Origin of the sequence: Ralstonia pickettii (genome assembly GCF_000607165.1) — a bacterium.
Lineage (GTDB): Bacteria > Pseudomonadota > Gammaproteobacteria > Burkholderiales > Burkholderiaceae > Ralstonia > Ralstonia holmesii.
Genome location: NZ_JFZG01000006.1, coordinates 715,923 through 729,270, shown reverse-complemented (window position 1 = coordinate 729,270; position 13,348 = coordinate 715,923). Strand labels below are relative to the sequence as shown.

The following is a 13,348-nucleotide window of genomic DNA, read 5'->3' as shown; positions in this document are numbered from 1 at the left end:
TGTTATGCGCGCTTGCGCGCGGCCGGCTTGCGCGCTGTTTTGGCAGTGGCCTTGCGTGGCGCACGCTTGCGCGGGGCAGGTTCGTCTTCCGCCTCGTCATTTGACGCACCTTTGCCCTTGCCGCGCTTGGCAAGGCTCTGGCGAAGCAGGTCGGTCAGGTCGATCACGTTGCCGGTACGCGGTGCGGCGTGCTCGGCTTCCATCGGCTCGACGGATTCCGTGCGGCCTGCGCGCACTTTGCGATCGACCAGCGCAAGGATGTCGTCGCGGAAGGTGTCGTGGTATTCGGCAGGGTCCCACGTGCCGCTCATGTCGTCGATCAGCTTTTCAGCCATGTCGATCTCCTTGGCCGTGAGCTTGGCAGCCTTGGCACCTTCTTCCGGCACGTCGAGCTCGGACCAGTCGCGCACCTCGTTGGGCCAGCGCAGCGTATGCAGCACAAGCACCGGCCCCATCGGAATCAGCGCAGCCAGATGCTGCTTGGTGTGCAGCACCACGTTGGCGACGCCGATCTTTTGCGAGCGCGTCAACGCTTCGCGCAGCAGCGCGTAGACCTTTTCGCCACGCCGGTCGGGCGCGAGAAAGTAGGGCGTATCGAGATAAAGAAACGGAATCTCAGCCGCATCGACGAAGGTCAGCAGATCCACCGTTTGCGTCGAGACCGGGTTGGCCGCGCGGATGTCCTCGTCGGTCAGGATCACGTAGCGGTCTTTCTCGTAAGCGTAGCCGCGCACGATCTGCTCGCGCGGCACCTCTTTGCCGGTGGTTTTGTTGATGCGCTTGTAGCCGACGCGGTCCATCGTGCGACGGTCGAGCCAGTCGAAATCGAGATCGTCGCTGCGGGTGGCTGGATACAGCGCAACGGGGATGTGGACAAGGCCGAAGCTGACGGCGCCTTTCCAGATCACGCGGGGCATGGCGGGTCTCCCGATGCGGTGGATTCGAGCGTGGTGACGCAAGCCGCATACCTGCCTGGCGCGGGGCGGCGTCATACGCTCATCAGCCGGGCGCGGTAGCATGGTGCCTTTGCGGCGCGGCACGTTTGCGCCGCGCGTTTTTCTCAGCAGTCCTTCATGTCTTCCGAATACGTCCAATCTGCCGGCGCGTTGCAGCGGCGCCGGCTTCCCCTGTCGGCCCGCGCGGCGACGATGGCCCTCTTTTTCGCCAACGGTGCAACGTTTGCGACGTGGGGCGTTCACATTCCTACGGTGAAGGCGCGTTTCGGATTGTCCGAGGCATCGCTGTCGCTGGCGATGTTCATGGTGGCCGCCGGCGCCATCGTCGCGATGAAGTTTGCGGGCAAGTGGGCGGCACGCGTCGGCACACGGCGCGCGAGCGTGCAGGGCGGCGTTGCCTTTGGTGCCACGACGGCGCTCCTCATGCTGATGCCGAGCTACCCCGCGCTGCTGGCGGTGCTGCTGCTGTTCGGCATCACCAACGCGGGTTTCGACGTGGCCATCAATGCGCAGGCCACCACAGTGGAGGCCAATCACCACAAGCCGATCATCTCGTCGCTGCACGGCATGTTCAGCCTGGGCGGCATGGTGGGGGCGGCGGTGGGCGGCGTGCTGCTGGAACTGGGCGTTCCGCCGGCGGTGCACTGCGGCGGCATGGCGCTCGTCACCATGGCGGCTGCGCTGTGTGCGGGCCCTTTCATGCTGCCTGACCACGTGCATGCAGAAGGCGAATCCGCACATCCGACCACGGGCCGCACGCTGTTCTTGCTCGGCGTGCTGGCCTTCCTGGGGCTGGTAGGCGAAGGCGCGATGTACGACTGGACGACCGTGTATATGCGCGAGATCGCGCAATCGCCCGAGGCCATTGCCAGCGCGGGTTATGCGGCGTTTTCGGGCGGCATGGCACTGGCGCGTTTTGGCGGCGATTTCGCACGCGGGCGCTGGGGCAACATGCGTGTGCTTTGCGGCAGTGGCGTGCTGGCAACGGGCGGAATCCTGCTTGCTCTGTTGTGGCCCGCGCCGATTGCTGTCCTGACAGGTTTTGCGCTGATGGGCGTGGGCGCCGCCAACATGGTGCCGATCTTCTTCATCACCGCGTCGCGCCTGCCGGGCGTGCCGGCCGCCGAAGGCATTGCTGCCGTGGCGCGCTTTGCCTACGTGGGCTTGCTGATCGGCCCGGTCATCATCGGGTTGATTGCCCATCGCTCCGACCTGCGCTGGGGGCTGTCGGTGGTGGCGCTCACCATGGCGTTGATTGCGGTGTTAGGCCCGCGTGCGATCCGCCAGCCGGAACGCCGCTGATCGGCCTGCGCGTCAGCTGGCAACTGCCCAAAAAATATGCAGTTTCTGCGCGTTGACTTTCCTGTGCTCTTGCCATAGCTTACGACGAGGAGAGGGGTTTCCCGGCGCCGTTGCCAACGTGCCAGTTGTGCATGACACCGGGATGCGTTCAAAACGAGGCTGGACCATTTGATTTGATCAGCCCAAACGACCCATAGGAAAGGAGCTTCAGATGCCGTACAAACGTCTTACCCTCGTGGCAGCAGTCGCTGCCGTAGCAGCCATCGGCACCGTAGCCCACGCGCAGACTGACCAGAAGAAGTTCGACCCCTATAGCCAAGGCGCAAAAGTCGGCGACAAGTTCGATCCGTACCAGCAGGGTGCGAAGGCCGGCGACAAATTCGACCCGTATTCGCAGGGCGCCAACAAGAATGACAGCACCGCCAGCGCGCTCAACCCGGGCGCCCAGCCGGCCAATGTCGAGAAGGGCAAGTACGACACGTACACCCAGGGCGCCAAGGCCGGCGAGAAGTTCGACCCGTACACCCAAGGTGCCAAGGCCGGCGGCAAGTTTGACCCGTACAGCGAGGGTGCCAACAAGAAGGACGCGCCCAAGCAGTAAGCCCGTGCCGATCGGGTTCATGAAGACGCTGATGCATCGCCCGATGCATCAGCGTTTTTCTTTATGGAACGCCGCCGCAGCCGTGGCGGCGATGGCGTTGGCGTTGCCTGCGCAGGCAGCGGGGCTATGCTCCGCGCCCTGGGTGCACGACGGCAGCCGCGTGCGTCTGGACGGCAACGGCAAGACGCCGATGATCGTCGAGTTCACCCTGCACGACGTCAATCGCGACATGCAGGACGGCTGCGAAATCGGTCTGCACATCTACGCCAAATCGGGCCTCGTGGCGTTGGGTGGCCGGCCGATCGAGACGGTGCAGGAGCACCAGTTGCTGGTGGACGAGGCTGGCGTGGTCACGCGCATCGTCAGCATCAACGGTCGCGTGTTTGCGCAAAGCGAACATGCCGATCTGATCGGCACCGTGAGCACTGCCATTTCCGGCATGTTCCTGTATGGCGCTGGCTTGGCGCCCGAAGCCGAGATGCTGCCCGGCGATACATATGAATCGAGCTTCGATTTCGATGTGGTCTCGCCACGTCTGGGGATCTCCGTGGGGCGCATGCGGGCCGAGCGCGCCAAGGTGGAGGTGTCGGAGCGCGAGGTCGGGCCGCCGCAGCCGATGAACACCGTGGTCGGCGAGTTGCAGTGCCGGCCGATCCGCTACACGCGCACGGCGCGCCTCGGTGTGCTGCGGCTGGGCAATGAAACGCTTGAGCCCGACCCGACGGTGGCGCACATCACCGATTGGTACTGCCCCGAAGCGGCCGTCGTGATGCGCCAGGAGGTTGAGCAGCACGGCCAGACGGAGGTGATCGACGTGGTCGAACTCAAGCGCTGAGCGCGCTCTGCGCAGCGTCGAAATCTTCCGTGCTCCCATCAAACCGGTACACACGAACCACCGTAAACGGCGCTTCCGGCGCGGGCTGCGAGAACAACGCGATGTGGTCGATGGGCATGGCGGGTGGCAGCACCACGCGCGTGGCTTCCAATGCGCGATAACACGCAAGCTGTTCGGCATGGTCGAGCCGGCCGGTCAGCGTGATGTGGAACGTGAACGTACCAAACACATACGGATAGCCCCAGCGCTGCAGATGGCGCTCTTGCGCATCCGACAGGCCCGCACGACGACGGCGCGCAAGTTCAGTGGGCGGAGGCGGCGCGCGAAAGGCATCGAACTCGGCGACGCACGCATCGGCTAACCGGTGGAGCCTGTCGCGCGCTGGGTCGCCATGACGCAGCCGCCAAGCGAGAAAGCCGCGCAGCGTCTGCAAGGCCGGCTCGATCGCGAAGGTTTGCTGTTGCTGTGCGAAGCGGCGCAGCGCGGCGTCCAGCTCATCAACGGTGCGATCGCTTGCCAAGCGGAACGGCGGCTTGAACGTGGCGTGCAGGCCGTATTGGCGCGGCGCTTCCGTCCAGCAGTCGAGCGTGGCGAGGTCGATGCCGGCTTCGCGGACAAACGCCTCGCGCTCATCGGCAGAGATGGCGGTGCTGGTGCGGGCGCAGCGGCCGAGCCAGCGCGTGCCCAGTCCGTACCAGGGCTCGGGCGGCAGCAGGTAGAGCGCGTATCGCCAGGCTGACGGTAAAGGTGCCGGCGCTTGCTCCATGGTGTGGTTCAGCCGATCAGCGGCAACTGCCCGGCAGCATGGCGCAGCCGGCCGCCCACCACGGCTGCCACCACACGCGGCAGGCCGGGGCGGCGGTCATCCACCACGATGGCATCGGCGCGCAGGCCAGTCGCGAGCGCGCCGCGATCCGTCAGGCCAGCGGCTTCGGCCGGGTTGGCCGCCACCAGCGCCCAGGCCTCGACCAGCGGCACCACACCGCGCTCAGCCAGCTTGAACGGCGCGGCCAGCAGCGCGGGGTAGTAATAGTCGGATGCCAACACGGTGCCCAGGCCCGCGGCCACCATGGCTGTCGCATCGGGTGCGCCGTTATGGCTGCCGCCGCGCACGACGTTGGGCGCACCGAAGACGATATGTCCGCCATGCGCGCGTGCCGCCTGCGCGACATTCTCGGTCAACGGAAATTCAGTGACGGTGCAGCCGTGCGCGTGGAACGTGTTGCGCGTGGCAATGTCGGGTTCGTCGTGTGACGCCATGCAGATGCCGCGTTGCTGCGCCGCCCGCGCGAGCGTGCCGGTCACCTCAGCGAGCCTCGTGGCGTTGACTGCGGCGGCATTCAGACGGGCGAGGAACGTGTTGATGTCGCACTCGGCCCGATCGGCGTATTGTGCGAGCTTGCGCGCGTCGCCCAGCTTCTCTCGCATCCCAGGCAGGTGATCGTTGAACGACAGGAAGTGCACGCGGCCGGCGTCCATCCAGGCCAGCGCATCGGCAACGCCATCGGCGTGATGCAATTCGAAGCGCAGGTGCATCAAATGCTGTGCCCCCAGGTGCGGGCGCATGGCATCGAGCGTGTCGAGCATGCGCTGGGCATAGGCGTGGCCGCGCAGGCCACCCTCCCAGGAATACGTCACGCCGTGGAATTCGGTGGTGATGCCGTTGGCAAGCAATTGACCGTCAACGTCGGCCAGGGCGGTTTCGTAGGGAAAGGCCACGCCGGGCCGGGGCATGACGGCGCGTTCGAAGGCATCGCCGTGCAGGTCGACGATGCCGGGCAGGACGAGCAGGTCGCCGCAGTCGATCATGCCGCGCGTCGGGTTGGCATCACAGGCGGCGATATGCCCGTCGCGAAACTGCACGGCAGCTTCGGTCAGCCCCTCGGGCAGCAGGGTACGTCGCGAAATCAGGCCGGCCACGTGGCTGACGGAAGACGAAAACGATTGCATAAGGCCGAGGTGCGAAAAGTGCGCAGAGACATCGTGCAGGCATTGTGCCGCAACTGGCATGCCGCTTAGCCGCACATCCGCCATTTGCACCACCCTGAAGAGGGGAGGGCCAGCCAAACGCCTTAACTTTCCTGACACATTGGTCGATATCTTGAAAAACAACCCAGATATGGACGCCACCTCTGCTGAGCGGCCTGACCGTCCCGAACCGGATGTGATCGATCAGGACAGCCCCAGGCCGTTGCCGCTCGCTGATGACCGTTACGAGGCGCTTGTCCGGCAAATGCCAGATGCGCTGTACATCGTGGCGGACGACATTATCGTTTTCGTCAACGAGGCGGGCGTTCGGCTGTTTGGCGCGCAGACGGCTCGCGACATCGTGGGCCACGAACTGGACGAGTTCGTCCACGACAATTCGACGCACCTCGCCCGTCAGCGCCGGGAGTGGATGGTTGAGCACAATGCGGGCTTGCCGCCGGTCGAGCAGACCTTGCTGCGTTGCGATGGCACTCCCGTGGAAGTCGAGGTGCTTTCCGCGCCGGTGCAGCTCGGCTGGCGCACCGCCATCCAGGTGGTGGCACGCGACATCACCCAGCGCAAGCAGGCCGAACAAGCGCTGCGCGAATCCGAAGCCAATTACCGGGCACTGGCCGCTGAAACTGCGCGCGCCAAGGAATTGCTGCGCTGCGAAAAAACCGTGCTGGAGCTTAGCTCGCGCAACGTGCCGCTTCCGGATCTGCTGGCTGAGGTGTGCCGGCTGGTGGAGGTGCTGCTTGACGACGGCGCGATGTGTTCGGTCCTGCTAAGCGGCGATGGCGAGCACATCACGCAGGCCGTGGCACCGTCGCTGCCTTTCATACTCTCGCAGTTGCTGGTCGGCATCACGCTCGGTCCTTCGGTCGGTTCGTGCGGCACGGCCATGTTCCTGAACAAGACCGTGGTGGTAGAAGACATCGACGCCGACCCGCTCTGGGATGGCTACCGCGATATCGTTGCGCCGCTGGGCCTGCGCGCGTGCTGGTCCACGCCCATCCGCGGCGACAACGCGCAGATGATCGGCGCGATGGGTATCTATTACGACACCCCGCGTGCACCCACGCGCGACGCCATGGGGCTGCTCGACGGCATTACCGACATCATCGGCGTGGCTGTGCAGAAGGCGCATATCGCACGCGATCTCCAAGAGAGCGAAGAACGCTACCGCCTGGCCGTCGACAACCTGACCGAAGGCATCGTCGTGCAGGCGGCCGATGGCACCATCCTCGCGTGCAATCCGAGCGCACGGCGCATTCTTCGCGCGGGCAACGTGTCGCCCGTGGGCACCAGCCATCTGACGCTGATGCGCCGCTCGTTGCGCGAAGACGGCAGCGAGATCCCGCTCAATGAGCGCCCCACGCGCGTGGTGTTCGCCACCGGCAAGCCGCTGCTCGGCTTGACCGTCGGCCTGGAACTGGTGGACGGCGACATCGTGTGGGTGCACGAAAACGTGCTGCCCATCGTGCGCCCCGGCGACGATGCCCCGTCGTCCGTGCTCATCTCGTTCAACGATATCGGACCAGCGCGCGCGGCCCAGCAGCAGCTCACTTTCCTCGCGCAGCGTGATGCGCTCACCGGCTTGTACAACCGCGCGTATTTCTCTCAGCGCATGCAGGCGGTGATGGAGCAGGCGGCCAGCCAGGCCAACGAAGCGCGCCAGGTCGCCGTGCTGTTCCTCGATCTGGACGGCTTCAAGAAGGTGAACGACACAGCCGGCCACGAAGCCGGTGACCACTTGCTGCGCATCGTCGCGCAACGCCTGTCGGCCTGCGTGCGCCAGAGCGATACGCTGGCGCGCCTGGGCGGCGATGAGTTTGTCGTGCTGCTCGACAACGTGCGCTCGTTGGGTGAGGCAGAGCGCTTGGCCAAGCGCATCGTCCATTCGATCGCACAGCCGTTTTCGACGAGCGGCACGGAGTATTACCTGGGCGCGTCGATCGGCATCGCGGTGTACCCCGAGCACGGTAACGATGCCGCCACGCTGCTGCGCTGCGCGGATGCCGCCATGTACAACGCCAAGCAGAACGGCCGCAACCAGCATCGCGTCTACACCGCGCGCCTGTCGCAGCGTGCGCAACGGCGCTTCCAGCTGGAATACCACCTGCGCCGCGCACTGACAGCGGGCGAGCTGTCGCTGCGCTTCCAGCCCATCGTCGATGCCACGTCGATGGACATCGTCGGCGCTGAAGTGCTGCTGCGCTGGCACAGCATCGAACTGGGCGAAGTGTCACCGGCCGAGTTCATTCCCGTGGCGGAAGATGCCGGGCTCATCGGCGACATCGGAGAATGGGTGCTGGCGCAAGCGTGCCGCCAGGCCGCGCATTGGCGTGCCACGTGCATGCCGGAGTTCTTTGTCGCCGTGAACCTGTCGCCGCGCCAGTTTGGCGAGGGGCTCGTGCCGACCATCTCGCGCTGCCTGACCGAAGCGGGTTTGCCCGCGAGCGCGCTGGAGATGGAGATTACCGAAGGCCTGCTCATGCGCGACACCGCCGCTGTGATGCCGATGCTCGACGCACTTACGGCGTTGGGCATTCGCATCTCGATCGACGATTTCGGCACGGGGTATTCGTCGCTGTCGTATCTGCAGCGCTTCCCGATCGACAACCTGAAAGTGGATCGTTCGTTCGTCTCGGGCATTCCGCGCCATCGCGATTCGGTGGTGATCTCGCGCGCCGTGGTCGCGATGGCCGCGTCGCTGGACATGACCGTCACGGCAGAGGGTGTCGAGACGCTGGAGCAGGCCGAGTTCCTGCAAGCTGCCGGGTGCGACAAGTTGCAGGGCTTCCTGTTCGGCCCCCCAATGACGGCCGCCGCCTACGAGGCCCGGCTGCGTCGCGACCGTTCCGCCCAGGCGTAGTGCTGCGCAAGGCGCATGTAATGCCCGCGTAAGCCGGGGCGGGTAGCGTGGCTCAAGCGCGGACCGCCCGCGCCGATACTCCCCACAGAGGGTTGCTTCGCCATCAGCGCGAGCGCACACACAACAACGACATCTGGAGACCACCGCACGTGAAGCCATTTGCCTGGGGCCGCGGCCCGAAAGCCCCTCCCGAACTTGTCGCCCGTATTGCCGAAGAGGCCGGCCGCGTGGGCATGGGCATCTGCGAAGTGTCCGGCAATGTGGAAGACGTGGCCGTGCGGCTGCGCCGGCAGGCCGATGTGTTCGATCAGTTGCGCAATGCTGCCGACGTCACCATGCGCGGCAACCACGACATCGCTGTGGCAGCGCGGCATGCGCGTGAAGTCGCCTCGCATGCCAGCGAGGAGGTGAGCGGCTCGCGTGCAACGGTCGATGCATCGCTGCGCGACATTCGCGAGCTTGCCGTTGGCGTGGCGAGCATGGAGCAGCAGATTGCTGCGCTGCGTGAGGCGCTCATCCACGTGGCGCAGGCATCCGAGCAGATTTCGCAGATTGCCAGGCAGACCAATCTGCTGGCGATCAACGCCGCCATTGAAGCCGCGCGCGCGGGTGAATCGGGCCGCAGCTTTGCCGTCGTTGCGGGTGCTGTGAAGCAGCTCGCAGGCCAGACCGCCGAAGCGACGCAGCGTATCGAAACCACCTTGGCGGATTTGTCCGGCCAGACCGACAAGTTGATCGGCGACAGCAGTGCGAACGTGGCACGCGCCCAGCGTGTGGATACCGGCACGCAGGCGATTGGTGCGGTGATTGGCGTGGCTGGCGAGGCCATCGCGCGCTTTGACGTTGAGGCGACGAGCATTGCGGAATCCACTGCCGCCATTGAAGGCGAATGCGCGTCGCTTGCACGTGAGGTGGATGCGATGGCCGAGGGTGTGAAGCAATCGAGCCACAACATCGACAACGCGCAACGGCAGCTTTCCGGGTTGCTGGGGGCGTCGGAAACGTTGATCCGGTTGACGGCGTCAACCGGTGTGCAGAGCGCCGATACGCCGTTCATCGAAGCGGTGCAGACCGCAGCTGGCAAGATCAGTGCGCTGTTTGAATCGGCGCTGGCGCGGGGCGATATCAGCGAGGGCGACTTGTTCGACCGCGCCTATGAGCCGGTGCCGAATACCGATCCGCCGCAGCATATGGCGCGGTTTACGGTGTTCACGGATCGCGTGCTGCCTGCGGTGCAGGAGCCTTTGCTTCAGCTTGATCCTCGCGTGGTGTTTTGTGCGGCGGTGGACACCAATGGCTATCTGCCGACGCACAACCTGAAGTTCTCCCAGCCGCAGGGCAGCGATCCAGCCTGGAATGCTGCCAACAGCCGTAACCGTCGGCTGTTCACCGATAGGACGGGACTCGGGGCGGCGCGCAATACCGAGGCATTTTTGTTGCAGACGTATCGTCGCGATATGGGGAACGGGACGTTTGCGATGATGAAGGATGTGTCGGCGCCGATTTACGTCAAAGGCCGCCACTGGGGTGGCGTTCGGATGGGGTACAAGGTGGCGGGCTAGAGTCCGCAACTGCAGGGTTGATGTTCCGAACTTCGCTGATGGGGTTCGCAACGTCGGGGGGGAGGGAACTTCGCGCGTGGGGTTTTTGACTTTGCTCGCGGGTTTTTTTTGTTGCTGGTGCATTCCTTGTTTCATCCCCTGCCGGGGCTGACTCACTTTCTTTGTCTTGCCAAAGAAAGTAAGCAAAGAAAGGCGCACCCGAGATGGCGACTTCTCCTTGAATTTCTGTAACCGGGCGGAGAAGGAGGCAAACTCGCTTCGCTCAGACAGGTCTCCTTCTTGTTTCCGCCCGCTTACAGAAATTCAAGGCGCCATCTAGGGCAGGGTACGGCCAAACCATCGCGGCGCTGAGGTTGGCGCCACGATGCTTCGTTTGCGTAAGTGCTTAGTGTTTGCGCGTGCCCAGGATGACCAGCACGGCGGCGCCCAGCTCCAGCGCGGCTACGAAGTAGAGGCCGGCGGAGAGGTGCCCTGTGCTCGTCTTCAACCAGCCGATCATGTACGGCGCGACGAAGCCGGCCAGGTTGCCGATGGAGTTGATGAGGGCGATGCCGCCTGCGGCTGCAGTGCCGGCCAGGAACACGGCCGGGATCGACCAGAACACCGGGAACGCGGCGAGGATGCCGATGGCGGCGACCGTCAGCGAGATTAGCGCAAGCGCCGGCGAGCCGAGCAATGCGCCTGTTGCGACCAGGCCGGCGGCTGCGATGACGGCCGCAATGGCGCAGTGCATGCGGCGCTCGCCGGTGCGATCGGAATGCGCGCCGTTCCACACCATCGCAATCGTGCCCGCGATGAACGGAATGGCGGAGATCAGCCCGATGTGGAAATTGCCCTGCACGCCCAGTTCTTTGATGATCGACGGCGTCCAGAAGGCAATGGTGGCGTTGCCGCTGACCACGCAGAAGTAGATCGCTGCGCAGATCCACACGCGAGCGTTGGCCAGTGCGGCGCCAAACGAGGCGTGCTTGGCAGGGTCGCGGTTCTCCACTTCAACGGCGCGCACGACGGCGTCTTGTTCTGCAGCAGAAAGCCATTTGGCCTGGCGAGGCGTTTCGGGCAGCCACGCAAGCACGGCAAAGCCGGCCAGCACCGACGGAATGCCTTCGAGCAGGAACAGCCATTGCCAGTTGGCGAGGTGGCCCACGCCTTCCATGCGGCTCATGATGAAGCCGGCAACGGGGCCGCCCACGACGCCCGCAATCGCAAACGAGGTCATGAACAGGCCATTGATGCGTGCGCGGCGTGCGGAGGGAAACCAGTACGTCAGATACAACACCACGCCTGGGAAGAAACCCGCTTCAAAAATGCCCAGCAGGAAGCGCATCACGTAGAACGAGGTGGGCGTCTTTACGTAGATCATCGCCATCGAGGCCAGGCCCCACAGGATGGTGATGCGCGCCAGCGTCTTGCGTGCGCCGATCTTTTCCAACAGCAGGTTGCTCGGCACTTCAAACAGGAAGTAACCGATGAAAAAGATGCCGGCACCCAGGCCGTACACTGCTTCGCTGAACTGCAGGTCCTGCAGCATCGAGAGCTTGGCGAAGCCGACGTTAACGCGGTCGATCCAGGCGAGGATGAACAGCACCACCAGGAACGGCACCAGCCGGTACGCAATGCGCCGGTAGGTGACATCCAGCTCGGCGCTGGGGAGTGGGCGGCTGGCCGGGTCCGTTGGGGTAGCCGCCAGGGCTTGGGTTTGCGACATGGTTTCCTCCAATAGCGTGTGAGGGGCCAGCGCTTCGTGTGCTGCTGTGTTGTACGAAACGCAGGCATGAGTTGGGCCCGGCGCGTCTGCAGCGCGCCTTTTGACTTGGCTTGGGAAACCGCCTGCGCGGCCCGGGCGCAGGCGGGGAATGTTCTGGCTAGTCGATCAACGCCGCAGGGCAGCCTCCACCGCCCGGCCAACGCGCAGGATGCGTGCGTCGTTGTTGGCGAGACCGCAGAGCGACAGGCCGACCGGCAGTTCGCCGGCGGCGTGTACCGGCAGCGTCAGCGCGCAGCCGTCCAGGAAATTGATCACGCTTGGATTGCGCAGCGTGAGTGCATTGGTGCGGAAGAACTGCGCGTCATCCGCTTCGAGCGGTGCGACCTCGGGTGGCACGATGGCAACCGTCGGCATCAGCCATGCATCGAGGTTGCCCAGACGCTTGCGTGCGGCGGCGATCATGCGTGCGCGTGCGTTGATCACGTCGATGTATGCAGCGGCGCTCATCTGCTCACCACGGCGGATGCGCGTGGCGACGCGTGGGTCGTACTGGGTTTCCGCACGCGCGAGCAGCGAGCGATGCCATGCCCACGATTCCGCCGCCGAGAAGCCGCCGCCGCTGTTGATCTCCGGCAGTTTCAGCAGCTCTGGAAATTCAAAACGCACGACGTGTGCACCGGCACGTTCGAGCTGTTCAACGGCGCGGTTGAATGCAACGGCGACCGTGTTGTCGAGGTCGGCACCGACAAAGTCCTGTGTGATGCCCAAACGCAATCCGGCCAGCGGCACAGCGGTGGTGTCGAACGCGTCGCTGCCCGACTCGCCGCTCAGCACGGCATCGACGATGGCGCAGCAGTCGACCGAGTTGGTGAGCGGGCCGCCCGAATCGAGCGACGTGGACAGCGGCACGCCGCCCGTCATCGGCACACGGCGCGCGGTGGGTTTGAAGCCGGTCAGATTGCAGAACGCCGCCGGAATGCGGATCGAGCCGCCGGTGTCCGTGCCCAGTGCCGCCACGGCCATGCCGCCCGCAACGGTGACGGCGCCGCCCGACGTGGAGCCGCCCGCCGCACGCGCGCCGTCCGCCGGCGTGCGCGGCGTGCCGTAGTGCGGGTTCAGGCCAAGACCCGAGAACGCAAATTCGCTCATGTTGGTGCGGCCGAGCAGCACTGCTCCGGCTGCACGCAGGCGCGCAACGGCAGCAGCATCAGCAGTGGCGCGCGGCTGATGGGCCAGGGCGCGCGAACCGGCTGCCGTCACCTGCCCGGCCACGTCAAAAAGATCCTTGATCGACACGGGCAACCCCGCCAGCGGCGAGGGCACGTTGCCTGCCGCACGCGCGGCATCGGCGGCGCGCGCCATGGCCAGCGCGGCTTGCACGTCGATGCTCACATAGGCGGCACCGCCAGCGGCGCGGTGCGATTCGGCGCGCTCCAGCGCGGCTTCGGTCAGCGCGACGCTGGTGGTGCGGCCGGCAGCCAGGTCAGCGGCCAGTGCGCGGATCATGTTCGGGCGGGGCGTCATCATGCGGTGGTCTCCGT

The 13,348-nt window shown here is 65.3% G+C and carries 10 protein-coding genes; 5 read left to right on the top strand and 5 right to left on the bottom strand.

The window, feature by feature from the left end; genetic code table 11:
• Positions 1-2: 2 nt before the first annotated feature.
• Complete coding sequence (locus tag BG83_RS0109700) at positions 3-917, bottom strand: Ku protein (protein ID WP_024976533.1); 915 nt, start codon at positions 915-917, stop codon at positions 3-5.
• 156 nt (positions 918-1,073) lie between these two features.
• Between BG83_RS0109700 and BG83_RS0109695 the strand changes: the two genes are divergently transcribed.
• The 3 genes from BG83_RS0109695 (at position 1,074) to BG83_RS0109685 (ending at position 3,694) form a co-directional block, all read left to right on the top strand.
• Positions 1,074-2,258 carry an MFS transporter gene (locus BG83_RS0109695; protein WP_024976532.1) on the top strand — a complete coding sequence of 395 codons (1,185 nt, stop codon included), beginning with the start codon at positions 1,074-1,076 and terminating at the stop codon, positions 2,256-2,258.
• Between the two features lie 211 nt (positions 2,259-2,469).
• A complete protein-coding gene (locus BG83_RS0109690) occupies positions 2,470-2,859 on the top strand; it encodes a hypothetical protein (RefSeq protein WP_024976531.1) in 390 nt (129 codons plus the stop codon).
• Positions 2,860-2,878: 19 nt separating this feature from the next.
• On the top strand, positions 2,879-3,694 hold the full coding sequence (locus BG83_RS0109685; RefSeq protein WP_037031676.1) for a hypothetical protein: 816 nt from the start codon (positions 2,879-2,881) through the stop codon (positions 3,692-3,694).
• Here BG83_RS0109685 and BG83_RS0109680 read toward each other — a convergent pair.
• Both BG83_RS0109680 and BG83_RS0109675 read right to left on the bottom strand, forming a co-directional pair.
• Positions 3,684-4,460: a DUF1045 domain-containing protein gene (locus tag BG83_RS0109680; RefSeq protein ID WP_024976529.1), complete on the bottom strand. Its 777-nt coding sequence runs from the start codon at positions 4,458-4,460 to the stop codon at positions 3,684-3,686. The two genes, BG83_RS0109685 and BG83_RS0109680, sit on opposite strands and share 11 nt — an antisense overlap.
• A gap of 8 nt (positions 4,461-4,468) precedes the next feature.
• On the bottom strand, positions 4,469-5,644 hold the full coding sequence (locus tag BG83_RS0109675) for an alpha-D-ribose 1-methylphosphonate 5-triphosphate diphosphatase (protein ID WP_024976528.1): 1,176 nt from the start codon (positions 5,642-5,644) through the stop codon (positions 4,469-4,471).
• Positions 5,645-5,813: 169 nt separating this feature from the next.
• Between BG83_RS0109675 and BG83_RS0109670 the strand changes: the two genes are divergently transcribed.
• Entirely contained in the window at positions 5,814-8,537 is a 2,724-nt protein-coding gene (locus tag BG83_RS0109670) for an EAL and GGDEF domain-containing protein (RefSeq protein ID WP_024976527.1), read from the top strand.
• 149 nt (positions 8,538-8,686) lie between these two features.
• Positions 8,687-10,099 (top strand): methyl-accepting chemotaxis protein, encoded by a 1,413-nt coding sequence (locus BG83_RS0109665; RefSeq protein ID WP_024976526.1) that lies wholly within the window; start codon positions 8,687-8,689, stop codon positions 10,097-10,099.
• Positions 10,100-10,484: 385 nt separating this feature from the next.
• On the opposite strand, the gene BG83_RS0109660 is transcribed toward BG83_RS0109665, so the two are convergent.
• Both BG83_RS0109660 and BG83_RS0109655 read right to left on the bottom strand, forming a co-directional pair.
• Complete coding sequence (locus BG83_RS0109660; RefSeq protein ID WP_024976525.1) at positions 10,485-11,807, bottom strand: MFS transporter; 1,323 nt, start codon at positions 11,805-11,807, stop codon at positions 10,485-10,487.
• A gap of 165 nt (positions 11,808-11,972) precedes the next feature.
• Positions 11,973-13,334, bottom strand: coding sequence for an amidase (locus BG83_RS0109655; protein WP_024976524.1), 1,362 nt, complete (start codon positions 13,332-13,334; stop codon positions 11,973-11,975).
• Positions 13,335-13,348 lie beyond the last annotated feature (14 nt).

Excerpts from the sequence above, each read along its gene's own strand:
- BG83_RS0109695 (WP_024976532.1), top strand. The coding sequence starts at position 1,074 with ATGTCTTCCGAATACGTCCAATCTGCCGGCGCGTTGCAGCGGCGCCGG.
- BG83_RS0109680 (WP_024976529.1), bottom strand. The coding sequence starts at position 4,460 with ATGGAGCAAGCGCCGGCACCTTTACCGTCAGCCTGGCGATACGCGCTC.
- BG83_RS0109660 (WP_024976525.1), bottom strand. The coding sequence starts at position 11,807 with ATGTCGCAAACCCAAGCCCTGGCGGCTACCCCAACGGACCCGGCCAGC.
- BG83_RS0109675 (WP_024976528.1), bottom strand. The coding sequence starts at position 5,644 with ATGCAATCGTTTTCGTCTTCCGTCAGCCACGTGGCCGGCCTGATTTCG.
- BG83_RS0109700 (WP_024976533.1), bottom strand. The coding sequence starts at position 917 with ATGCCCCGCGTGATCTGGAAAGGCGCCGTCAGCTTCGGCCTTGTCCAC.
- BG83_RS0109670 (WP_024976527.1), top strand. The coding sequence starts at position 5,814 with ATGGACGCCACCTCTGCTGAGCGGCCTGACCGTCCCGAACCGGATGTG.
- BG83_RS0109685 (WP_037031676.1), top strand. The coding sequence starts at position 2,879 with ATGAAGACGCTGATGCATCGCCCGATGCATCAGCGTTTTTCTTTATGG.
- BG83_RS0109655 (WP_024976524.1), bottom strand. The coding sequence starts at position 13,334 with ATGATGACGCCCCGCCCGAACATGATCCGCGCACTGGCCGCTGACCTG.
- BG83_RS0109690 (WP_024976531.1), top strand. The coding sequence starts at position 2,470 with ATGCCGTACAAACGTCTTACCCTCGTGGCAGCAGTCGCTGCCGTAGCA.